Below are 24,102 nucleotides of genomic sequence, written 5' to 3' on the forward strand. Positions count from 1 at the left end.
ACTTATGCCCCATGAATACGGGGCATAAGTTTTTAGCTCAAAACCGGGCACCAACGCCAACCGTCAGCAGCGGCATAAAATCGCCGTCGATGATGAAATTTTGCCGGATGCCGAGATTCAGGTGTCGGTTTAGTTTATAATCGTAGCTAATCAGAAAGTTGCCAGCCGGACTTATCCGACGCCGACTTTCGATCATATATCCATCCGGATTGCTGTAGGTCCAAAACTGCGTGTACATTTTATAGCGAACCCCGACACCGGCTCCGATCAGAAAGAGACTTCGTGAATCATCCAGGGGTGCCCATACGGCACTCACAAAACCCGCGACAATCGATTCATGCTGCACCCGCTTATTTTTCAAAAAGCTGGGCACAACTACATTCTCTGAACGATTCTCGTAAATCTTGTTTTTAAATCCTTCGTGACGAGTTAAATACTGCACATTGCCACTTAAGAAAAAGTGTTTTTTCAGCTCCCGCAGATACTCACCCGAAAAGGCAATCCCGCCTTTCATACCAGATCCTTCTCCCGTATAGGGCCAGTGGGTACCGATGCCAACGCGAAGAATATTTTTCGAAACTGACTGGCTATGAGCCTGATCAGCGAGAATGGCTATCAAAAACAGGCAAACGAATACATTCTTGTTCATATGGGTTATGGATAGGATTTAAAAACTATCGAACTTCAATCACTCGCTCGAACGGCTCGCTTTCGGAAGTCCGGTCGGTGCTTTTGTCCGTCACGACCACACTCATCCGGTATTGGCCCGCTGGTACGGACGTCGGAAACTGAAAATATGCCGTAAAATGATCTAAAACCGCCCGGTTGTAGACCTCAACCTGAAACGGGATTTCGACAACTTGCCGAGACTGACCAACCGAAACCAGTTTCAAACTCGTCAGAACATTGCCCCCCGACATCGGAGCCGTTTGTAAAAAGAGTTGAAAGCGCCCGCCATCGGCCGCATTTCGGATGATGTACAACGGGTTTTCAGGGTTGCAAAAATCATTACTGGGAAGGTATGTCTTGCTGTTGGAATTTCCGAAGTTCGTAATGTAAGGCTGGTCGTCGGTTTTGGTCACAGCCAAGCGGTAACAGGTCGACGCGGCCTGCCCATTTTCCAAAACGCGCATCATGTAATGACCCGGTTTTGCATCGGCACCCGGCGCGAAGATCAGGGCCGTTCCTGAACGGTTAAAGCGCAGCGGTTTCCGGCGAAGAATCGTACCGTCGAGGTGTTTCAGTTCCACTTCCAGCTTACTGTCTTCAAACAGATTCAGCCCTTCTATCGTCACTTCATTTCCATTCAGGGAACACTGCGGAATAATGTAATTGGGGAAAGTGCCCAACGTGATCAGTCCTTTTTTAACCACTAACAGATCGGGCGACACCGCCGAACGGTCGTTGGCCTTTTTCAGTTCCAGGGTATATTCGCCGGGTAGCAAGGCTATTTTATCCGGTAAACGCACCCGGATTTGCACCGGATATTGCGTGTTGGTTACGCCCGCATCCACAATATACTGCTCCCGTTCGCTGCTGGAAATTATAAACCGGTCGCCTTCCGAGCCGCCCTTTCGGGTCAGAATGAGTTGGGCTGTGTTGTCACTGCCGTCGTAAAAGTTTTCGCCGACCAGGATAAAACCGTCGCGGTCGCCAATGGTATACGTATTGAAACCAGCCTCAGGAATCAAACGAATCGCCAGCTTTCCGGGCTGAACAATCTTGATTTTGTATTCAACCACCTCATTCGCTGGAAGTTGTTGAGCCGAACTTTCAGCAGCTACGCCAACAAGCGGTGTATTTGCCCGCAAATTTCCGAAATCAAAATTGATCAGGGCGGCCTCGTAACTTTCGCCGATTTTTGACAAAACCCGGCTGTTGGGCGTCAACGTAAACACCACCTGGGGCCGCCGAATCGTATAGTTATCAGGCAGCGTAATCGTGATTTCATGCTTTTCCTGATCGATCCGAACGTTGTTATCCGGGATTCCTTCCAGCCGCATACGGAGGATGCGCGGGTTTGTCGACGGTTCCGGAGTTGCTTTGTCGGAATCGCGTTTGCAGGTGATTAGGGTAATCCCCAAAAAAAGCAAAACCGCCTGAAAGTAAAATGAGTAAGGCATAAACGACAGGAGTTTAGGTTGTAGATACAGCTTACAGACCCAATCGGATACCGAATCGATGTAATTTATGAATATATCTAAATAAAACCGTTTAGATTGCAGTAGTACCCCCGTTCAAACCCGCACACCCCGTGCGAAATCGCACACTTTTAGATAGCAAAAAAGACGATAAATAGTTAACTATCAACCATTTATCAACTGGCACATCGTTTGGATAATCTCTGTCAACAGGAAGACAACAAATGGACAGAGAATTAGCCCCCGAAATCGTCAGGCAAAGCCGGACCAAAAATTACCTCATCGTCTTTGTCGTGCTGGTCGTTGCCGGAATCGCGATTTACTTCTTCCGGCGTGTTTTAAAAACATCCGTCGAAGCCTCGCGCATCCGGACAGCGACGGCGGAGATTGGCCCGGTCGAGAATTCGCTGAGCGCCACGGGCGAAGTCATTCCGGCTTACGAACAAATCATCACCAGCCCCATTCGCGCCAGCATCCGGCGCGTCCTGCTGACCCCCGGTACGCAGATTAAACCGGGTCAGGCCATTCTGGATCTGGACAAATCGCTGACCCTCATCGAGTTCGAAAAGATGAAAGATCAGTTGGCGCTCAAACGCAACAGCATCGAGCAATTGCGGATGAAGCTTAACAAAAACCTCTTCGATGCCGAAGCCGACGACCAGATCAAATCCCTCAACATCAACCGGCTGAAAGCCGAGCTGGAAGATGCCCGACGCCTGCTGAAAGTCGGGGGACAAACCCAGGAAGACGTCACCCGCGCCGAAAACAACCTTCGCATTGCCGAACTGGAAAAGAAAAAACTGGAAAACGACCTTTCCTACAACCGCCAGTCGATGGGTGCCAGCCTGAAAGAAACCACCTTGCAGGCGCAGATCGAGGAAAAAAACCTGAGCGAACTGGACCGGAAACTGAATCAGGCCAACATCATCGCCGACCGCCCCGGCGTGCTGACCTGGGTGAACGAAAACATCGGCTCAGCGGTCAACGAAGGCGAAATTCTGGCGAAACTGGCCGATCTGGGCAGTTTTCGGATTGAAGGTTCCTGCTCCGATGTCTACGCCGATCAGGTGAAAACCGGTTTGCCGGTCATCGTCAAGGTCAACGAAACCAATTTGCGCGGCCTCATTACGCAGGTAAAACCGTCGGTGAAAAACGGCGTCATCCAGTTTGTGGTGCAACTGAACGATAACCACCACGCGTCGCTGCGACCCAACATGAAAGTGGAAGTCTTCGTGGTAACCAGCCAAACCGCCAAAGCCGTTCGGGTGGCCAACGGACCGGCGTTCAAAGGCAAGAAAAACCAGTTCGTTTACATCCTGAATAACCAGGGAATCGCCCAACGCCGGGAGGTGCAGGTCGGTTTGTCCAACTTCGATTACGTGGAGATCAAAAGCGGCATTCAGCCGGGCGAGAACGTTATCATCACCGATTTGAGCGAGTTCGAACATTTGCAGGAAATCACCATCGACAACCATGCAAACTGAACACGCGACCCCGAACAAGCCGCTGATTACCGAAAAAAAGACGGCTCTTCTGATTAGTCTTGGTCTTCTTGTGCTGCTTTTGCTGGGACATACCCTACAGGCTCAGCCCCAGTTGCTGACGCTTGACGAGGTGGTGCAGATGGCGAAGTCGCAGTCGATTTCGGCGAAACAGGCCGCTACGCAGAAGCAGACCAGCTACTGGCAATACCGAACGTTTCAGGCGGGTTTCAAACCACAACTGAGCCTCGACGGTTCGCTGCCGAACTTCGAACGGTCCTTTATCCAGGTAACGCAGCCCGACGGAACGATTAGCTTCCAGCCGATTTCCAACAACAATTCGGTTTTGAATCTCTCGCTGAGCCAAAACATTGCGCCAACCGGCGGGTCGGTTTTCGTGCAGAAACAGATTCAGCGGTTTGACGATTTCGAGCGAAATAACCGGCTTTACAACGGCATTCCGTTTGCGGTCGGGCTGCGGCAGCCGCTGTTTCAATTCAACCAAATGAAGTGGGATCGCAAAATTGAGCCGTTAAAATTTGAAGAAAGCAACCAGTTTTTCATCGAGTCGATGGAGAAAGTGACGGTTTCGGCCACGGGCTATTATTTCGATTTGCTGGTGGCGCAGGTCAATTTGCAGATTGCCGAAAAAAACCTGAGCAACAACGACACGCTGTACAAAATTGCCCAACACAAACTGGAACTGGGTAAGATTTCCCAGAATGACATCCTGCAATTGCAAATGGGCGTGCTAACGGCCAAAAAAGAGTTCGCTTCGGCCCGCCAGAATGCCGAAATTGCTTCGCTGAGCCTGCGTTCGTACATGGGCTACCGCGACGACCGGAAACTGGAACTGGTGGTGCCGACCCACATGACTGAACTTACCATCGACGTCCAAAAAGCCCTGAATGAAGCTTTCAACAACCGCTCCGATGCCATCGCCTTCCGGCGAAAAGCCCTGGAAGCGCAGCGCGATGTGGACAAAGCCCGCAAAGACAACGGCCTGAATGCTACGCTGAATGCGGCTTTTGGTCTGTCGAACCGGGGCGCTAATCTGGGCGATATTTACATCCGTCCGCAGGATCGGGAATACCTCGAAGTGCAGTTTGTGCTGCCCATCATGACCTGGGGACGCGCCCAGGCCCGAACCGAAACCGCCAAAGCCACACAGCAGTTGGTGACGCAAACCGTGGAGCAGGACAAGCTGACGTTCGAACAGGCGATTTACACGCAGGTCACCCTACTACAAATGCTGCAACAGCAGGTTAAACTCACCGCCGAAGCCGACCACATTGGCCAGCAACGCTACCAGATTGCCCAGAACCGCTTTATCCTGAGTGATTTGAGTGTCACGGATTTAGGCATTGCCATGCAGGAAAAAGACCGCGCCCGGCGTGATGCGATTCTGGCCCTGCGGGATTACTGGACGGCTTTTTACACCATCCGCCTGCTGACGCTGTACGATTTTGAACGCAATGAAAAAATCAAATACTAACATGATCAACCTTACGAACATCGAAAAAGTGTACCGCACCAGCAGCATCGAGACGCTGGCGCTCAACAACATCAACCTCAACATCCGCAAGGGTGAATTTGTCTCCATCATGGGACCGTCGGGCTGCGGCAAATCGACGCTGCTCAACATCATGGGGCTGCTGGACGAACCTTCGAAAGGTACCGTGGAACTGGATGGTCAGCGGGTGTCGACCTACCGCGACAAGGAACTGGCCCGGTTGCGCAACGAGAAGATCGGTTTCATTTTCCAGAGCTTCCACCTGATCAACGACTTATCGGTGGTCGACAACGTCGAAATCCCGCTGCTGTATCGCTCCACGAACGGAAAACCGCGCCAGACCTACGCCAAAGAAGCCCTGGAAAAAGTGGGCCTGAGCAACCGCATCAAGCACTTTCCGAAGCAGTTGTCGGGCGGCCAGAAACAGCGCGTCGCGATCGCCCGCGCCATTGTTGGCAAACCGGAAATCATCCTGGCCGATGAACCCACCGGAAACCTCGACAGCGCGATGGGCAACGAAATCATGAACATCCTCCAGGGATTGAACGACGAAGGTGCCACGATCATCATGGTGACGCACGACGAAAACATGGCCAAACGCACGCATCGATTGATCCGCCTTTTCGACGGGACTCAGGTACAATAGGAACACGGATTTAACAGATCGTACGGATTTTAACGGATAAAATAAATCAGTTTTTATCTGTTCGATCCGTCCAATCCGTGTTCCTATCAAACTCTTATAAACTTATGCTCTCCAACTACATAAAAATCGCCTGGAAGGTCCTCTTGCGGCATCCGTTTTACACCTTCATTACGCTTTTCGGCATCAGCCTGACCCTGACGGTGCTGATGGTGCTGACCTCGTTTCTCGACCATTTGTTCGGGAGCCATTACCCGGAAACCAAACGCGACCGGTCGCTTTACGTCATGCAGATGAGAACCCAGGATTCAACCCGAACCGGCAGCAGTTCGGGGCCGATGAGCTTCAAGTTTTTGACGGAATACGCCAAATCGCTGAAAACCGCCGAACGGGTCACGATCTGTACCTTTGTCAATAGCTCCAACGCCTACGTGGGTTCGCAGAAAATCAAGCTGAACACCAAGTATACCGACGCGGATTTCTGGGAAGTGACCGAGTTTGACTTTCTGGAAGGCAAGCCCTACAACGAGCAAAATATTGCCAACAGCGATCAGGTCGTCGTCATTACGGACGACTTCAAAAAGCACTATTTTGGCAGTACTGAAGCATCCGTAATTGGCAAAGACGTTGAAATTGAGAACCTTCACTACCGCGTCATTGGGGTGGTGAAAGGCAGCCCGGTGACCCGGCCGTTTACCTACGCCGACGTGTATTATCCGTACACCACGCCTAAAAGTAATTACCAGCGAACCGGCATGCGGGGCGGTTACGTGGCGATTCTGCTGGCGAAAAAGACGTCCGATCTCAAAACCGTTCGGGATGAATTTCAGAGCCACATCGCCCGAATCCCGTTGCCGGGCGTTGAGGATGGGTATAAATATGCGTATGTGGAAGTGAAAAGCGAGCCGTATGTGGAAAATTTCGTCGGCACCCTCAACGGCAACAAAGGACTGAAAACCGTCTTTTTCGGTATCATTGCCTTTATCATGCTCATGTTGATTGGACTTCCGGCCATCAATCTGGTGAACGTGAACGTCAGCCGGATCATGGAACGGGCCTCGGAAATCGGCATCCGGAAAGCGTTTGGTGCCCCCGTCCGAACCCTCATGTGGCAGTTTATCATCGAAAACATTTTCATCACGCTGATCGGTGGCGGCATCGCTCTCGTTCTAACCCTGATTGTCATACAACTCATCAACAGCAGCGGCATCATTGCCTACGCCGACCTGACCATCAATCTGAACGTATTCCTGGTCAGCCTGTTGGTCTGTCTCGTCTTCGGGCTCCTGTCCGGCGTCCTGCCCGCCCTGCGCATGTCAAAACTCAAAATCGCGGAAGCGTTGAAATCATAATGAGTGATTGAGTGAAGGAGCGATTGAGTGAAGGAACACCGCTCATTCGCTCATTCACTCAATCGCCCAATCACTTATTCACTCAATAATCTTATGATCCGACATCTTTTTAAATTAATCTGGAACAAGAAGAAAGCTCACTCGCTGCTGCTGGTGGAGATTTGGGCTTCGTTTCTGGTCCTCTTCGGACTGACTTCGCTGATTGTGTACAACGTCCGGAATTACCGCGAACCGCTGGGATTTGAATATCAGAATGCCTGGGCCATCAGCCTGAAAAGCAATGAAGATACCACCGAACTCGCCCAAAAAATCGAGATGGTTTTGCAACGAGTCAAGGCGTACCCCGAAGTTGAATCAGCGTCCCGAATGAGCAACAATTTTCCGTTTTCACAGAGTTCGAGGAACAATGGCATCGATTATAATAAAAAGCATGTATTAGCAGATTTTTATGTAACCGATGAAAATTATGCCAAAACAATGGTGATTCCCGTTGTTGAAGGGCGCTGGTACCGAAGTGCGGATAGTGTCGGCAAATACTCGCCGGTTGTTATCAATCGAAAATTGAAGGAGGAATTGTTCGGCGACGAAAAACCGCTGGGGAAAATCATTAGCGAACGATTCAAAGTAACCGGTGTTGTCAATACGTTTAAGTCGAAGGGCGAATTTATGGTGGACAAACCGGCGTTGTTTGAACTGGTGGATGCGAAATCACCCTGGAACGATTTGCTGATGATTCGAGTAAAACCGGGGACCGATGCGGTTTTTGAAGCTAAAATGGTGAAAGCGATTACGACGATGGTAGCTGGCTGGAGCGTCGAAGTCGACCACCTGACGGATTCGCGAAAAACCACGCATAACCTGACCCTCGTGCCGGTTATTATCTTCCTGATCGTGTCGGGTTTCCTGCTGATCAACGTCGCCCTCGGGTTGTTCGGCGTTCTGAATCTGAGCATTGCCAAACGCCGGGGCGAAATCGGTTTGCGCCGGGCCCTGGGGGCCACCGGAAACGGTATTTCGCAACAATTCATCAGCGAAATCCTGGTACTGGCGACGTTTGCGCTCTTGATTGGACTATTGTTTGCGATGCAATTCCCATTGATGAACGTCTTCGATATTCATGCCGGTATATACCTGACTGCCATTGCCATATCGGTCGTGGTCATTTACGGGATTGTCACACTCTGCGCCATCTTCCCCAGTCGCCTGGCCGCACGGATTCAACCGGCGGTGGCGTTGCATGAAGAATAAGTATTTGTTTCGCGGAGTTAAGCACAGAAAAGCAGAGAAAAAAAGTTTTTCGATGCAAACTCTGCTAAACTCTGATTTTCTCTGCTTAACTCTGCGAAATAACTTTTAACATGCTCTTAATTATCGACGACGATATTGCGGTTCAGACCTCCCTTTCGCTCCTGCTGCGGAGGGATGGGTTCACCGTGAAAACCGCTGAGAATCCCGCACAGGCCCTGGAAGCCCTCGACGCCGAAACGCCGGAACTGGTGTTGCTGGACATGAATTTTTCCATCGAAACCTCCGGCGCAGAAGGTCTGAAACTCCTGAATGTGATTCGGATGGGCCATCCAACGGTTCCGGTGATTCTGATTACGGGCTGGGGAACCATCGATCTGGCCGTGCAGGGCATGAAAGCCGGGGCGAAAGACTTCATCACCAAACCGTGGCAAAATGACTATGTGCTGCAATCCATCCGCACGATTTTAAATCTAGCCCAGCCCAAACCGGCCCAGCCGCTGTCGCCCAGCCGCCAGAGACTCGATCAGCAGTATCAGTTTGAACACATCGTTGGGGAAGACGTCAAGTTACTCGACATTCTGGAAACGATCGGTCGCGTGTCGCCCACCGACGCGCCGGTTTTGATTACGGGTGAAAGTGGAACGGGCAAGGAACTCATTGCCGAAGCCATTCACCAGAACAGCCGACGCCGGAGCAAACCGTTCGTGAAGGTCAATCTGGGGGGTATTTCATCGACTTTATTTGAAAGTGAACTGTTCGGCCACCTGCGCGGGGCTTTCACCGACGCCAAATCCGACCGCGTTGGGCGGTTTGAGCTCGCCAACAAAGGCAGCATTTTTCTGGACGAAATCGGCGATCTCGATCTGTCGAGCCAGGTCAAATTGCTGCGGGTATTGCAGGACCGCACCTTCGAACCGCTGGGCAGCAGCCGCAGCAAGTCGGTCGATGTGCGCGTCATCTGCGCCACCAACCGGAATCTGGAAGAGATGGTTGCCAAAGGCACGTTTCGTGAGGATTTGTTTTACCGCATCAACCTCATCACCGTCAAACTTCCGGCCCTGCGCGAACGGCCCGACGACATTCCCCCGCTGGTGACGTATTTTGTCAACAACCTGAAAACCATCTACGAGCGGCCCCGGCTGACCATCAATCCGTCGGCGCTGAAATGGGCGCGAAACCTGGCGTTGCCGGGCAACATCCGCCAGTTGAAAAACATCGTGGAACGCACGGTTTTGTTATCCACCAAAGACGAACTGGAAATCAGCGACTTTCAGAAGCACGTTCCGCTTTCGACCATCCGGCAAGAATCGGTGCGGTTACCCGAAATCGGCACCATCACGCTGGACGAACTGGAATTCCAGATGATTCGCCGGGCAATGGATTTCTACAACAACCGGGTTTCGAAAGTGGCGCGGGCGCTCGGCATTACGCGGTTTGCGCTGTATCGGCGGCTGGAAAAATACGGAATCCCGTTTGATGGGAACGCGGATTGAACGGATTTTCACGGATAAATAAACCTTTTTCAATCCGTGAAAATCCGTTTCAATCCGTTCAATCCGCGTTCCTATCGTTTATCTTGGATTCATGAAACTTTCCCTTCGGATCAAATACCTGCTCTACATCATCGCGATCCACGCGGCTCTGATTTTCCTCATTTTTAAATGGCTTCAGGAAAACAAGCTGCTGTTCATCGTTTCGGAGGTGCTGGTGCTGGCTTCGGTGCTGGCAGCCATCCAGATTTACCGGGCTTTCGGGCAACCGTCACAATTTATTTCAGCGGGTATTGAAGCGATTAAGGACAAGGATTTTACGATCAAGTTTGTGCCCACCGGCAACCGCGAAGTGGATGGGCTGATCGACGTCTACAACCTCATGATCGACCAGCTCCGTGAGGAACGCACCAAACAAATGGAACAGCAGTTTTTTCTGGAAAAGCTCATCGAAGCCTCCCCCATCGCCACGCTGATTTTCGATTTCGACCGGCGGATTTCGTCGGCCAACCCGAAGGCAACGGCCTTGCTGCAACGCCCTGCGAACCAGTTGACCGGACGGCATTTATCAGAAATAGACCACCCGTTGCTGAACCAATTGCTGCCATCGGACGACAGCGAAACCCGAACCCTGAAAGGAACCGGGATTGAAACCTACCGGATTCAGCGCTCCCACTTCATGGACCGGGGGTTTCGGCGCGATTTCATGTTGATTGAGGAACTGACGAGCGAGATTCTGGAGTCCGAGAAAAAAGCCTACAGCAAGGTGATTCGGATGATGGCCCACGAAGTAAACAACTCCATCGGTGCCATCAACTCCATTCTGAACGTCACCAAAACCTACATGGATACCCCTGACCAGGAGGATGTTAGCCACGCGCTCCAAATTGCTATTGAACGCAACGACCGCCTGAACCTTTTCATGCGCCGGTTTGCCGACGTCGTCCGGCTGCCACAGCCCCATAAAAACCTCACTGACCTGAACGACATGGTGCGCAATGTAAGCCGATTGATGCACCCACAGGCGGCTGCGCGCGGGGTTGTGCTCCACCATGAGCTGCCGCCCGATGCCGTACGGGTTCCGGTGGATGTCGTCCAACTGGAACAGGTCTTGGTGAATGTCATTAAGAATGCCATTGAAGCCTGTGTTGCCGGACAAACAGTCGAGATTCTGGTCACCACTGAACACCTGATGATCCGTGATAATGGCGTCCCGATCAGCCCGGATCTGGAAACCAACCTGTTCAACCCCTTTTTCAGCACCAAACCCGACGGCCAGGGCATCGGTCTTACCCTCACCCGCGACATTCTGCTCAACCACGGTTTTCCTTTTTCCCTCAAAACCAATCCGGATGGCTGGACGGAATTCACCATTCTGTTCAGGAAGTAAGCGGTTTTTGTTTTTATTAATGCAACCTAGTTGCATATCATTGCACAGTTTCTATTTTTGCAACATTGTTGCATCAATAAAAGCTCCGATGAAAAAAACAACGCTACTTTCCCGGTTCTGGATGATGGGTTTACTCGCAGCCAGCCTGTCGGCCTGTCACACCGACGATTCAAAAAACGTACAACCCACCGACAACGAAGCGGCTTTTACGCGCCTGCTGGTCAGCGATGCCGAAACTGGTGACCTGACGCTGGTCAATCCCGCGAGACAAACCACCGAAAAATTTTCGGCCCCGTTTGGCTCCAACGCCCTTTACCCAACCGCCAGTGGCCGGTTTTCGGCGGTAGTCAATCGGGCGAACAACCACGTCCGGTTTTTTGACAGCGGTATTGTCGACCACGGTGACCATGCCGACGTGAAAGGAACGCCCAAATGGGCAGCTCTGACGCTCGAAGCCAGTTTGCCCACGCACGTTTATGTCTGGGGAAACCGCATTGTCGTTTTCAATGACGGCGAAGGTTCTCTGTCGCTGACGACGGAGGATGAACTGCACACGGCGGGGGCCAAAGCCAAAGTGATTAAAGTGGATGTGCCGCACCACGGCGCGGTGGTTCCCTTCAGCAATGGCACATTTGCCGTGACCAAAAAGGACCATTCAGTTGCCGGGACGTTGCCTCAGGGCGTGAAAATCGTTGACGAAAATGGGGTTGTCATCAAAGAATCGACGATTGCCGTCACCAGCATTCACGGCGATGCGGGCAATGGCGATGTGGCCCTTTTCGGTACCACCAGTGGGATTCTGGCTGTCAATAAAGATGGTAGTCAGCAATTGATCAAGTATCCGTCCGATTTTGGAACCGGCTGGCTGGGCTCCATCGTCTATGACCAAAGCTCGAAGACTTTCTATGGTTTCGGAGCCGCCTTGGGCGTGTATCGAATCGATCTCGTCACCAACACACTGACCCCGATCCTCAAAACCGATCAGCTTCACACCTTTAAAGTTTCGAATGATGGGGATGTTTTTGCGATGCTAACCGACGGTACGCTGAAGGGTTTCAGCGCTTCCGGTTCGGCACTGCGCGATTTAAAAGTCGTAGACGCCATTGCGGCTGATGCCAAAGTGAAACCGGATTTCAGCATCACGAAGCGGTATGTATACGTAACCGATCCGGTCAAAAATCAAATCATCCCGGTCCTGCGCAGTAACTTTTCGTCCAAACCGGCGATTTCCGTTCCGGGTAAACCGTACCGGATTGTGGTGATTGGCGCTCAGCAGGATAAAAGAGGAGAAGACTAATTCTAACCACAGCAGGTTCAAATCGGGGGATTACAAAATGATCCATCCCTACGGGATTGGTTGGATTTGGTGATGCCTCTTCGGCGGGTTAAAACCCTCCGCTACAAAATGGTCCATCCCTACGGGATTGGTTATATTTGATAAAACCGTTTCGGCGGGTTAAAACCCTCTGCTACAAAATGCTCCATCCCTACGGGATTGGTTATATTTGATAAAACCGTTCCGACGGGGTAGAACCCTCTGCTACAAAATGGTCCATCCCTACGGGATTGGTTGGATTTGATGAAACCGTTTCGACGGGATCGATCGAACCTACACTTTAATCCATCCCATCCCTACGGGATTTTTGGATTGGGCAATCCCATAGGGATGGATCATCTTATAGCCCCCCGGTTCAAATCGGAGTCTAAATGAATCCCGGAGTCTAAAATCCCGAGGGGATGACCGATAAATGACCAGGATCGACTGCTCCTTGAAAAACCAACCGTGGGAATACACAACCCGGCTTTTTGGCCGGGTTTCTTTTTGAGGTTTCCAACACGGGCTACATGACAGCCCGTTGCTATTTTTTTTCAAAAAAAATCCCGAACCGTAGCATTGCTCATTTGAACTTGTACCTTTGCAATAATTTATAATCAGTCCAAATAAGAATAGTTAATCAATCTAAATAAAAATTATTCTCTGTAGCAATGCGGTACGTTTTCCTCTATCTGTGCTGTTTCCAACTGATCAGTACGCTGGTCCGGGCGCAGGAATCAACCGGAAAAATCAGCGGGAGGGTGGTTTCTGCCGACGGAAAACCAGCGGTTTCGGCGACGGTTCTGCTGAAATCAACCCGGTATGGAACCAATACAGACGCGGAAGGACACTATTTTCTGGAAGCCCCGGAAGGTCGCTATAGTGTAGTGATTCAGTCGCTTGGCTTCGGAACCCAAACCATTCCGGTTCGCGTAAAAGTCGGCGAAACCGTCACGATTCCGTTAACCATTCTCAGCGAATCGGCCCGCCAACTGGACGATGTGGTCGTTACCGGCCAGTACGAACCGCAATCCGTCCGGCAGTCGGTCTACCAGATTCGCACCATCGACCGTGAGCGCATTCAACTGCGGGGTGCCACCAACCTCATCGGCGTGTTAAACAACGAACTGGGCATCCGGTTTTCCAACGATGCGACGCTGGGTACCTCAGACATTCAACTGATGGGAATGTCGGGCCGGAACGTCAAAATTCTGCTCGACGGCGTTCCGATGGTCGACCGGGGCGACACCCGCGAAAGCCTGAACCAGATCGACATCAACACCATCGAACGCGTCGAAATCGTCGAAGGCCCTATGTCGGTTTCCTACGGCACCGACGCGCTGGCCGGCATCATTAATATCATCACCAAAAAACCGGGCAGCGAACGACTCGCGCTGTCGGGGCGCATTCAGGAAGAATCCGTCGGGAAGGAATACAAAGGATTTAGCGGAAAAGGTGCGCACAACCAGAACCTGGGAGCGACCTGGCAGAAGAATGGCTGGCACGTGGGCGTAGGCGGAACGCACAATGACTTTGGCGGCTGGCAGGGAACGTCGTTGACCCGAACGAAAGACTGGCACGCCAAAGAGCAGTGGCTGGGCAACGTCAAATTCGGATTTCGAAATGATAATTTCAACGTCTGGTACCGGCTGGATGCGGTCGATGAAACCATCAATGCGCTGGGTGCCGTTAACGTGAACACCAACCAGGCCCGGGACCAGAACTTCATCACCAGCCGGTTGACCCACCAGGTGCAGGGTGACTGGCGGGCCAGTGAACGGCTGCAACTGAACGGTATTGTGTCGTACACCGACTACAGCCGTCGCACCCAGACCACTACCCTCGATTTAACGACCGGTCGGCGAACGTTGTCACTCGGCCAGGGCGAGCAGGATGTTTCGGACTTTGTCAGCCAGGTGTTTCGGGTCACGGCCCACTACAAAGTCTCGTCGGCGGTTTCGCTACAGCCCGGCATCGACATCAACACGGAAAACGCCAGCGGTGCCCGCATCCTGGGTTCACCGTCGATCAACGACTACGCTTTTTTTGTTTCGTCGGAACTCAAACCGTCCTCCGCCATCACCATCCGGCCGGGTTTGCGGTTTGTAAAAAACTCGGTTTACGACGCGCCACCGGTTATTCCGTCCCTGAATACGAAAATCACCCTACACAAAAATACGGATCTGCGGCTGGCCTACGCCCGCGGTTTTCGTTCGCCGGCTTTGCGTGAGTTGTATTTTAACTTCTTCGATGCCAGCCATTCCATCACCGGCAACCCAAACCTGAAAGCCGAGTATTCCAACAGTTTCAACGGTTCCATCACCTGGCGGTCAGTGACCACCGGCTCGCTCCGGCTTACATCCACCCTGACCGGTTTTTACAACGATTTCCATGATTTGATTGCGTATGGCAACGACCCCAATAATCCGGGCGTGATGAAAACCATCAACATCGACCGGTTCAAAACCACTGGCGGCACGTTCAATAACACCCTGAATACGACCCACCTTCAGCTAACCATCGGTTTTTCACACATCGGTCGCTATAACAGTTTAACGCAGGACGACCGGAGTTTACCCGAGTTTGTCTGGTCACCGGAGGTCAATGCCAACCTGACCTATCACCTGCAAAAGATCGACACCAAGGTCAGTCTCTTTTATAAGTACACCGGCAAAAGGCCGACTTACGAAAGCCTGACCGACGCAGAAGGAAAACCGGTCACACGCCTGGCCGAAACCGCCGATTACCACTGGGCCGACCTGACGATCAGCAAATCCATTACGAAATACGTCACACTGAATGGCGGTGCCAAAAACCTGTTCAATGTCACGCGGCTCAACAATACGTCGACCGACACCGGCGGTTCGCACAGCACCGGCGGGGCCGTTCCGCTGAGTTACGGACGGTCTTATTTTGTCGGGTTACATTTCCAGTGGAGTAAGTAATTTTTCTAGAATAAAGAGTAGCGCCAAGAGAGTAAAGACAACAAACCAGCCCTCATCCTCCAGTCTTTGCTCTCTTGTCTAAGCTCTTTATTCTCAAATCAATCCAATTAATTTTCTGTATTTCATAAATTCAGTACATCCATGAACACCGTACGTTCCTTTTTCGTATTCCTCGCTTTTAGTGTCTGCCTCAGTGCCTGCAAACAGGATGATCCCCCGCTACCCGATAACCTGGTTCAATTTGATGCCAGTGAGCAGGGGTTTGAATCCGATAAAACCGAAACGGAAGTCAAATTATCATTGACGCGAAATGCCGAAACCGCCACGGCCATCACCATCGATCTCGCACCCAGCGGTATCGCCTACGGCACCCAGTTTACAACCAATCCGGCGGCAACGAACAACAGCCTGACCTTTACCATTCCGGCCGGAAGCAACACGGGTTCATTCAAAGTAATCAAAGCCGCCAATCTTTTTTTGAGCGGAACAGAGGCCATTAATTTCACGATTAAGTCAGCCGCCAGCCCGGTTTTAGTCGGCACAAAAGCCACGGCAGCGCTGAAGTTTTCATCGATCGTATCGACGGGTTCGCAACTGAAATTAAACGGTGGCGAAGGTGGTTCCAGCGCGGTCAATTCGGTTTTTGTCGATTTCAGCAACAACGCCCAAACCTCGGTGGCCCGCAATAGCTGGGATCTTGGGTTCTACGGCGGTACGGATTTTCGCGTTGTCATCAATGGCACAACGGGTGCTTCGGCCAAAGAACTGACCAAAACGGACTTGAGTCAGGTTACAGCCGCAGACACGGTCGGCTTGCGGAACATCCTGATTCTGAGCCAGGGAACGGGCAGCTTCGATAATGTGGATGATGTAGAAGGCGATGTAACCAAAACCGTTATCAAAACCATTTCCGCTACGGATGCCGACAATAAAGTATACATCATCAATCCGGGAACGTCAGGAACGGCGGCCAAAGCCTGGTATAAAGTGCGGGTGATCCGCAAGGGAACCGGTTATACGCTGCAATATGCGCAGATTGCCGAAACTACGTTTAAGACGCTGGATATCGCGAAAGACGCCAATTTAAATTTCAGTTATGTATCCTTCGAAAAAGGGCTAACCGAAGTGGAACCGGCGAAAACCAATTGGGATATCGAATGGACATTAGCGACCTATAAAGCGGCTTTAAGCGCGACGGCATCCGTTCCTTATACCTACGCGGATTTTGTTTTCATCAATCACCTGGGCGGTGTTGAAGCGGCAGAAGTGCTGACCAGCACCGTTACCTACGAAGCCTATGCCGAAACGAACATTACGACAACGACATTCAAAAAAGAACGCAATGTAATCGGCAGCAACTGGCGTACCTCAGCGGGTCCGAATGGCGTTGCTGCGGGGGTTAAATCCGATCGGTTTTACGTCATAAAAGACGCCGTCGGCAACGTTTATAAATTGAAATTCCTGAATTATACCTCGTCCGATGGTGGCGTAAGAGGCTATCCGAATATCGAATACAAACTGGTGAAGAAAGTCTAACGGTTTACGTTTACGGTGGCTGACGCATTCTTTTGTAAGCGCGCGTCAGCCACCATAAACTGAATATCATAATCCGTAAACCTATCTGGCCTGATCGGCGACATAATTCCGGCGGAAACTCTCGACTTCTTCGTTGGTAAATCCGTAAATACCCTGAATTCTCGCTACGGCCTGGCTCAATTTTGGCAATTCCTCGGTGGTATTGGTCACGAAGCGATACACCGATGCAGAACGGTCGTAAGGCGCATTTAACAGGGTCAGTAGTTCGTCAATCTGGTTGTCCGTAATTTTCTTATTGCCTGCGTCAATCGTCCGCCAGCCGTGCAGGAAACCGGCGGCTTCGCTGATCAAATGCAACACATCCGCCCGCTGCTGCTCCGTCAGGCCGGTTGAATTCAGAATCGAAGTACTGGCGTGAATGGTATTGATGACCGTGGCCGCGTTGATTTTTTCCCAGTTCAGTTTGATGGCAGCCAGGGCTTCATCCCGGTAGGTATTGTAATCCTCTCCTTCCTGCAAAGCCGCCTGCAATGTAATGAATGCCAGGCGGTTTTGACTGTATAAACCCGTACCGGTGGCATCATCCCGCCGGGCCGCATAAGCCGCCATCAGCCGGTCGGGATTCTGGTAAAAAGTGCCGTTATCGCTGTTGTAAAACATCGGGCTGGCTCCGTATACATATAGAATCTGGTCGGCTGTCGCCGGGGTAAAAGTCCCTTTGGTCAGCGATAGGGCGTAATTGTACAAAGCCGCGCCATACAGCCCTTTTTCAATCATCTGCCCCATTTCCAAACCGTATTCATCAAACAGGTACGTGCCATAAACGCCCCCTTCCCAACTCCGGTCAAACGGATAAAACGTTCCGCCACTGGCTTTCGAGAGTTCAGCAAAAAAACCGTTGTTCTGGGCCTGAAGACGGCTGGCAAAATACGGCGTTGTGACGGACAGCAAACTGAAATTGCCCTGCGTAAAAGCCGCGTTGAGCGATTCCTCCGAAACATACGTCCCCCGTTGTCCTCCTTTCCGGGCCTCCCCAACCAAATCCGCAAATTGCTGAATCAGAGGCTGCAACGGCTCCGAATTAAAACGATACCCGACACTGTCGTACACCTGTGGAATGTTCAGCCTGGGCCGGACATCCGGGTCCCTTTCTTCCTGGCAGGAAACCAGCCCAATCGTGAAGCCGCTTACCAGCAGAAGGGCCAACCGCCGGATTTGATACACTTTACTCATTGTGTTTTATTTTTGATTAAAGGAGATTGAGCAAAGAATAGAGACCTAGATCGCTATTTATCAGTATCAACCACCGTAATTCCAAGTCTCTGCTCTTTATTACTACGTGCAAAGGTCTGACGAATTGTCCTATTAAAAAAAAAGCAGCGTCAAAGACCCTGCTTTTTCTATCCTACTCACTATAGCTTTTACTGTATTGTCTTCGTTTTTTCCCCAGACGTAACTTAATTTAGTTCCGTCCACGCTTTCTCCAGCGTATTCATCCGCGCCATGGCGTTGTGCAGGATGCCTTTCAACTGTTCCAGTTCGATCCTCGTGAAACAGAAATACAAGGGTTCAACGGTTGTGCCGAGGTAAAGCCGCCGAATCTCACCGGCGCAATCCGCCGGGTGCCGGGCAAAAAAACCGTCGATATCGATCGACTCGACGTGCCGGAATAATTGCTGGAACTCGCCCGGTGACATAATCTGGAAGATGTTGTTGAACCGAAAACTAAGGTTGGCCTTGCAACCCCGGCAGAGGTGAATCTCGCCGTGTTCGGTTTGGGCCAGTGTAATAAAACGGGCATCGCGGTCAGCCATAACAAAGTCGGTAAAGCCGGCGGAGTCACGGATGCGTCCGCCGGATGATGTGGATAGCGTACGGGTTACTGGATTTTTTTGCTGCCGTCAGGTTGGTACGCATAGCGAAAGGTGTAATACCGGCTTTCGCTGCCAGGTCCGTCCGGCCCGCCTTTGTAATAGCCCAGAATCTCTACTTTGGCGTATTTGCCATCGCCGGTGCGGATCACGAGAATTTTATCGGCCGTCGGGGCAATCACGCCACCGCCGTAGGTATACCAGCCATTTCCCGAACCGGTCGGAATCGCCAGTTTGTTGGCATTGTCATCGACGGCAAAGGCTGCGTTTTCCGGTAGGGCGGTCAGGCTTTCGAATGTTCCGTTGTGGACATACGCGCCCCCCTGACCCGCCCGCCCGGTTCCGCCATTCACAATAATGGTTGTAGCCCGAAAACCGATGTCCCATTTCGCCGTCGCGGAATCGCTGTTGGGGACTTGTTTGCCGTCTTTAAAACTAAAAAACGTAAACCGGTTGGTCGAGCCCATCGGTCGGCCCGACTGCGGGTCGTTGCTGGCCGGATCGGCGGGCAAATCATGGACGGTATCGACTTTTACCGATTGGGCCTGAACGGATGGGTGCAGCAACACGGCACCCAGAAGCAGCTTTGCGATCGTTAAAGAATTCATTTTCAGAGGGTACGGTTTTACTGAGTAGTTTGGTGGTTTACCGGTTTTTCAGATCAGGACAGCACTTCACATGCGATACCGGCTTTGGTCAACAGGCGGATGACAGCCTGTTCGTTAAGCGATTCCAAACCATTTTCCTGGGACTCGATCCGCAACACACAATCACGGTCTTCCATGTCGACGCTCCACCGGCAAATGCCCCGGAGTTTACACAACCGGCAAGCCGCTTTGTGAAGCCGCTGCCCGGAATTGATGTTCGTTCGAAAGACCAGTACGTTCATCAGTGTGTGGCTCCTGCCAGCGCCGTTTGCGCAATGACATCACGCCATTCGGTTTTTTCGGGAAGACCGGGTTTCCGTTTGCCAAAAATCAGCGCAATCTGATTGCCTTCCGCGTCGTATAATTCCAGGCTGGTGACAATGCCGTCAGTCGTGGGCTTTTTCACGACCCAGGCCGACGCGACCTGGTCTTCCCGCAGGTGTAGGTTGAACTGCGGATCGAGCACGTTAAACCACGGCCCCATCGAAACCAGTTTCCGGACTTCACCCGTATGAATCTGGATGCAACCCCGGTTTCCCACAAAAATCATAATCGGCAACCCGGTTTTGGAAACCTCGGCAAACACCTTTTTCACCGCTTCCATTGTGATCGGGAGGGCATGACCTTCCGGTGCCAGGTGCATGGCCTGCAAACGGGAGACCTTGTGTTTCCGCAACATCTCGAAAAACTCGTGCGTATCCTTCAGGTTGAGCCAGGATTCCTGAAAAGCCGCCCCGTCGATGTCCGCATCCGGCGTTGGAACGACCGCTTCCGGTTTGGGTTCAAGGTCCAGATTTCCCGTCTGCTCAGCCGCCCGGTAGTTGGCAACCAGGGCGTCATAAGCCGTACCATTGCTTTGGTCGGTCAGGTAAATTTTGTGAACCGCTTCGCCATCGCCCGCAAAAAACTGCAAGCTCCGGCGGTCGTTTTCGTGGACGGCAAACCCGAACTTCCAGTTTGCCAGAAACAGGCGCAGGTCGATGTCTTCGCCCAATACCAGACCGACATGGCCGTTGAACGACACGTTGAGGTAGTTGCCTTTTCGTTCGTGAACCACGCTGTCGTTGCGGGTCAGGGCCATAACGTAGCCCAGCGTCGGCACTTCTTTCAGCAGTTCGCGAAAATCACCTTCCAGTTGGATGGCGGTTTCGCCCAGGCCCGTCGCCACCAGTTCGGCTTCGCTGACACCCAGTTGGTTAGCCGCATCGCGAATGCGCACTTTGGGATTTTCGGCCTTAAAAGCCGCATACTGTTTTTTGAGATCCAGAACGGTTGTTGTCATGTTTTTGGTTCGCTAAATTGGAGAAGGAAAGGGAACAGGAACAGTCTGCCGGGTGTGAACGATCAACGGGCCATCCAGTTCCGGCTGGTGAATAATTTGTACGGATAAATGAAACGCTTTAAAAATGGAATCCGCCGTCAGAACGGAAACCGGTTTGCCAAAAGCCAGCGCCTTGCCTTCCTTGAGCAACAGCACTTTATCGGCGTATTGCATCACCAGATTGAGGTCATGCAGAATGGCGATGACGCCGTAACCGCGCCGGGTCAACCCGCTGGCCACTTCCAGCAAACTGTGCTGGTAATAAAAATCCAGCCCCGTAGTCGGTTCGTCGAGCAGCAGGTATTTGGGTTGGCGAAGGGGCACTTCGGGCTGGTTCATTTCGTCAACATCCATCAGTTGAGCCAGTATTTTAGCCAGATGCACCCGTTGCTGCTCCCCGCCCGACAGCGTCGGCACGGCCCGCCCGGACAAATGCAAAATACCGGTTCGCTCCAGGGCATACGCGACAATTGCGTGATCTTCAGGCCGTGGATGACCATCAAAATGCGGATACCGCCCCATCATCACCAATTCATAGACGCTGAATTCAAAGGCCAGCGGGTTTTGCTGGGCCAAAACCGCCCGTCGCCGGGCCAGTTCCAGGGCCGAAAATCCCCGAATCGGTTTTTTATCCAGCAATACGAGTCCCTGCGTGGGCGTCAGTTCCCGGCTGAAGGTTTTCAGCAAGGTCGATTTCCCGGCCCCATTGGCTCCGACCACCGCCACCAGTTCCCCCGGCCTTACCGCCAGTGACACGTCGTCCAGCAGAATTTTTCGGTTGATTTGGCAGGTGATGTGTTGCGCTTCCAGCATAGAACTTCGTGGTTGATTGGTTTATGGTTTCTCGCCCGCGCCCCGCACCAGCATGAACAGAAACGTTGGCGCGCCGATCATTCCGGTAATGATTCCGATGGGCAGTTCGGCAGGTGCCACCAGCGTTCGGGCAACAAGGTCCGATAACGTCAAGACAATGGCTCCCAACAAAGCGGAACCGGGCAATACCGTGCGGTGGTTGGCACCCGAAACAAGCCGGATCAGGTGCGGAATGACCAGCCCGATGAAACCGATGACGCCCGAAACCGCCACCGCAACGCCCACACCGAGCGTGGCCAGAATGACCACATTCCGTTTCAGTTTTGACACATCGACGCCGAGGTGTCCGGCCTGACTCTCGCCCAGTGCAAACGCATTCATAGATTTGCTCAGACGCGGCATCAGCAGAACCGGCACCAGCAGAAAGGGCGTGGCCACCTGCAACACCTCCCAACTGGCACCGCCCAGACTCCCCAGACTCCAGTAGGAAATCGCCCGAAGCTGAGCATCATCGGCCAGATACATCATCAGTCCGCGCAGGGCTTCGCAAAAAACGTTGATGGCAACGCCGACCAGTAACATTGTCGAAACCACGGTTCGGCCGTTTTTACGAGCCAGGGTATAGACCAGGAGCGTCGTGCCGACCGCACCGGCAAAAGCCGCCAGCGACAGCGCATACAAACCGGATAGCGACGACAGATCGCTGAAAACCCGCAGTTGCAACACGATCATCAAAACCGCCATGACCGATGCACCCGACGAAATCCCGATCAGACCCGGGTCCGCCAGCGGGTTCCGGAACAAGCCCTGAATGGCGGCTCCCGAAATTCCCAACACGGCCCCCACCAGCACACCCAGCAGGATTCGCGGTAACCGGATGACGGTCAAAACCGTCTCCTGCTGGGTTTCTACGACGCCAACTTCCCAACCCATCTGTTTGAGGAGAATGGCCAGCACATCCGGAATGGGAATCGACACGGCACCGATGCCCACCGACCAGATCATCACAACAATCAACAGGACGGCCAGCAAGCCATTCAGCCACCAGCCACTGGAGCGGGACAAGCCGGGCCGGGAAGCCTGCGGGAGCGGCTGGGTCGTTACGGGTGGTGTCAAATCCGTTTGCATCCGAGTAGGGCTATTCCGTTTTATTTCAAGGATACTTCCTGACTGAGTTTCCGGCTCAACTCCTGCACGGCCAGTCCCAGTCGGGGGCTAAAACCGGTCAGCAACTGCCCGTCCATTTCAATCACCCGGCGGTTCCGACCAGCGTTGGTTTGGGCAACGCCCTGCACCTTCAGCAAACCGTCGATCCCGCCCAGGCTTTCCAATCCGCTGGTAAACAGCAGAATCACATCCGGATTACCACTCACCAGGGCTTCCGGTGTCAGCGGTTTGAAGCTTTCGAATTCGTTGAAGGCATTCTGCGCCCCGGCTAGTTGGATAATTTTCTCGATGGGTGTATTCCGGCCCGAAACCATCATGGTTCCGGTGCCGCGGGCATAGATGAAGAGTACTTTCTGGACTTTAGCCGGTTTTCGTACCCTGGCCAGATCGGCGTCCAGTTTGCGGGTGAGGGCCACTGCTTTCGCCGAAGCACCAAAGGCTTTCGCGACCTCAGCAATCAGTTTTTTGGTGCCGGCCACACTCGTTTCCTGATCAAAAATCAGTGTTTTCACCCCGGCACTTTTGAATTGTTGCAGCACTTCCGGCTTCAGATCCATGCTTCCGTTGGATCGAACACCAATGATGACGGTGGGACGCAGGGCCAGAACGGCTTCGGCACCGATGTTTCGATTGTGTCCCACTTTCGGCATTTTCTCCATAGCCGCCGGATAGGTACTGGTGATGTCGACACCGACCAACTGGTTTTGCAGCCCCAGATCGCAGAGAATTTCGGTCAGGGTTCCGTTCAGGGAGACGATCCGCTCGGTTTTCGGAACGCCCTGCGCAAACGTCGTTACACGGAGCGTCAGGAAAATGATAAGCCAATAGAGTTTCTTCGCCATGTTGAACCAGTCGTTTGGGTAGCACAAATTAATTAGACTATTTCTAAATAAACAACTGTTAAGCTAGATTATTTTTTACTAGTCTAAATTAGAATTGTGTCAAAACTGGTTTGACAGGCCTAAAAACAAAAAAGCCGCTCATTGCTGAGCGGCTTTCGTACGTTATAGAAACGTAGAATTATTTTGCTGAATCAGCAGCCATGCTGTCAGTTGCCATCGTCGTGTCAGACATCATAGAAGAGTCTGAAGACATTGCAGTTGAGTCCGTCGTTGAAGTTGTATCTTCAGCTTTTTTTGATTGACAAGCAGCAGCCAAAGAAACCATTGTAGCAACGAACAATACAGATTTAACGATACGTTTCATGAGAGTAGTTAGTTTAAAAGTTT

General features: G+C 52.1%; 21 protein-coding genes. 10 read left to right on the forward strand and 11 right to left on the reverse strand.

Features of this window, described 5'->3' with window-relative positions:
* Positions 1-37 precede the first annotated feature (37 nt).
* The gene (locus FH871_RS00135; protein WP_138989327.1) at positions 38-649 is read right to left on the reverse strand and encodes a hypothetical protein; all 612 of its coding nucleotides are present in this window, start codon (positions 647-649) and stop codon (positions 38-40) included.
* A gap of 25 nt (positions 650-674) precedes the next feature.
* A complete protein-coding gene (locus tag FH871_RS00140) occupies positions 675-2,123 on the reverse strand; it encodes a hypothetical protein (protein WP_138989328.1) in 1,449 nt (482 codons plus the stop codon).
* 242 nt (positions 2,124-2,365) lie between these two features.
* On the opposite strand from FH871_RS00140, the gene FH871_RS00145 reads away from it, so the two are divergent.
* The 10 genes from FH871_RS00145 to FH871_RS00190 all read left to right on the forward strand — a co-directional run bounded on the left by FH871_RS00145 (position 2,366) and on the right by FH871_RS00190 (position 17,054).
* Positions 2,366-3,625: an efflux RND transporter periplasmic adaptor subunit gene (locus tag FH871_RS00145; RefSeq protein WP_138989329.1), complete on the forward strand. Its 1,260-nt coding sequence runs from the start codon at positions 2,366-2,368 to the stop codon at positions 3,623-3,625.
* Entirely contained in the window at positions 3,615-5,117 is a 1,503-nt protein-coding gene (locus tag FH871_RS00150) for a TolC family protein (protein ID WP_138989330.1), read from the forward strand. Before FH871_RS00145 ends, FH871_RS00150 begins: the two co-directional genes overlap by 11 nt.
* Before the next feature lies 1 nt (position 5,118).
* Positions 5,119-5,781 (forward strand): ABC transporter ATP-binding protein, encoded by a 663-nt coding sequence (locus tag FH871_RS00155; protein ID WP_138989331.1) that lies wholly within the window; start codon positions 5,119-5,121, stop codon positions 5,779-5,781.
* A gap of 104 nt (positions 5,782-5,885) precedes the next feature.
* Complete coding sequence (locus FH871_RS00160; protein WP_138989332.1) at positions 5,886-7,130, forward strand: ABC transporter permease; 1,245 nt, start codon at positions 5,886-5,888, stop codon at positions 7,128-7,130.
* Between the two features lie 93 nt (positions 7,131-7,223).
* Positions 7,224-8,378, forward strand: a complete 1,155-nt coding sequence (locus FH871_RS00165) for an ABC transporter permease (RefSeq protein ID WP_138989333.1) — start codon at positions 7,224-7,226, stop codon at positions 8,376-8,378.
* 110 nt (positions 8,379-8,488) lie between these two features.
* Positions 8,489-9,871, forward strand: coding sequence for a sigma-54 dependent transcriptional regulator (locus tag FH871_RS00170; protein ID WP_138989334.1), 1,383 nt, complete (start codon positions 8,489-8,491; stop codon positions 9,869-9,871).
* 91 nt (positions 9,872-9,962) lie between these two features.
* On the forward strand, positions 9,963-11,258 hold the full coding sequence (locus FH871_RS00175) for a PAS domain-containing sensor histidine kinase (protein WP_138989335.1): 1,296 nt from the start codon (positions 9,963-9,965) through the stop codon (positions 11,256-11,258).
* Positions 11,259-11,346: 88 nt separating this feature from the next.
* Positions 11,347-12,555 (forward strand): hypothetical protein, encoded by a 1,209-nt coding sequence (locus tag FH871_RS00180; RefSeq protein ID WP_138989336.1) that lies wholly within the window; start codon positions 11,347-11,349, stop codon positions 12,553-12,555.
* Positions 12,556-13,244: 689 nt separating this feature from the next.
* A complete protein-coding gene (locus FH871_RS00185; RefSeq protein ID WP_138989337.1) occupies positions 13,245-15,518 on the forward strand; it encodes a TonB-dependent receptor in 2,274 nt (757 codons plus the stop codon).
* A gap of 141 nt (positions 15,519-15,659) precedes the next feature.
* Entirely contained in the window at positions 15,660-17,054 is a 1,395-nt protein-coding gene (locus tag FH871_RS00190) for an HmuY family protein (protein ID WP_138989338.1), read from the forward strand.
* Positions 17,055-17,135: 81 nt separating this feature from the next.
* Here the strand turns inward: FH871_RS00190 and FH871_RS00195 are convergent, their stop codons facing one another.
* The 9 genes from FH871_RS00195 to FH871_RS00235 all read right to left on the reverse strand — a co-directional run bounded on the left by FH871_RS00195 (position 17,136) and on the right by FH871_RS00235 (position 24,079).
* Entirely contained in the window at positions 17,136-18,287 is a 1,152-nt protein-coding gene (locus tag FH871_RS00195) for a hypothetical protein (RefSeq protein ID WP_138989339.1), read from the reverse strand.
* Positions 18,288-18,511: 224 nt separating this feature from the next.
* A complete protein-coding gene (locus FH871_RS00200) occupies positions 18,512-18,868 on the reverse strand; it encodes a DUF6686 family protein (protein WP_138989340.1) in 357 nt (118 codons plus the stop codon).
* Positions 18,869-18,933: 65 nt separating this feature from the next.
* Positions 18,934-19,533: an HmuY family protein gene (locus FH871_RS00205; RefSeq protein ID WP_138989341.1), complete on the reverse strand. Its 600-nt coding sequence runs from the start codon at positions 19,531-19,533 to the stop codon at positions 18,934-18,936.
* A 53-nt stretch (positions 19,534-19,586) separates the two neighbouring features.
* Positions 19,587-19,814, reverse strand: coding sequence for a hypothetical protein (locus FH871_RS00210; RefSeq protein WP_138989342.1), 228 nt, complete (start codon positions 19,812-19,814; stop codon positions 19,587-19,589).
* A complete protein-coding gene (locus FH871_RS00215; RefSeq protein ID WP_138989343.1) occupies positions 19,814-20,854 on the reverse strand; it encodes a hemin-degrading factor in 1,041 nt (346 codons plus the stop codon). The genes FH871_RS00210 and FH871_RS00215 overlap by 1 nt, the downstream gene beginning before the upstream one ends.
* A 12-nt stretch (positions 20,855-20,866) precedes the next feature.
* A complete protein-coding gene (locus FH871_RS00220; RefSeq protein WP_138989344.1) occupies positions 20,867-21,706 on the reverse strand; it encodes a heme ABC transporter ATP-binding protein in 840 nt (279 codons plus the stop codon).
* 21 nt (positions 21,707-21,727) lie between these two features.
* Entirely contained in the window at positions 21,728-22,834 is a 1,107-nt protein-coding gene (locus tag FH871_RS00225; protein ID WP_138989345.1) for an iron ABC transporter permease, read from the reverse strand.
* A 20-nt stretch (positions 22,835-22,854) separates the two neighbouring features.
* Positions 22,855-23,715: a hemin ABC transporter substrate-binding protein gene (locus FH871_RS00230; protein WP_138989346.1), complete on the reverse strand. Its 861-nt coding sequence runs from the start codon at positions 23,713-23,715 to the stop codon at positions 22,855-22,857.
* A 178-nt stretch (positions 23,716-23,893) separates the two neighbouring features.
* Positions 23,894-24,079 carry a hypothetical protein gene (locus FH871_RS00235; RefSeq protein ID WP_114405693.1) on the reverse strand — a complete coding sequence of 62 codons (186 nt, stop codon included), beginning with the start codon at positions 24,077-24,079 and terminating at the stop codon, positions 23,894-23,896.
* Positions 24,080-24,102 lie beyond the last annotated feature (23 nt).

The organism is Larkinella sp. C7 (genome assembly GCF_006149005.1).
Lineage (GTDB): Bacteria > Bacteroidota > Bacteroidia > Cytophagales > Spirosomataceae > Larkinella.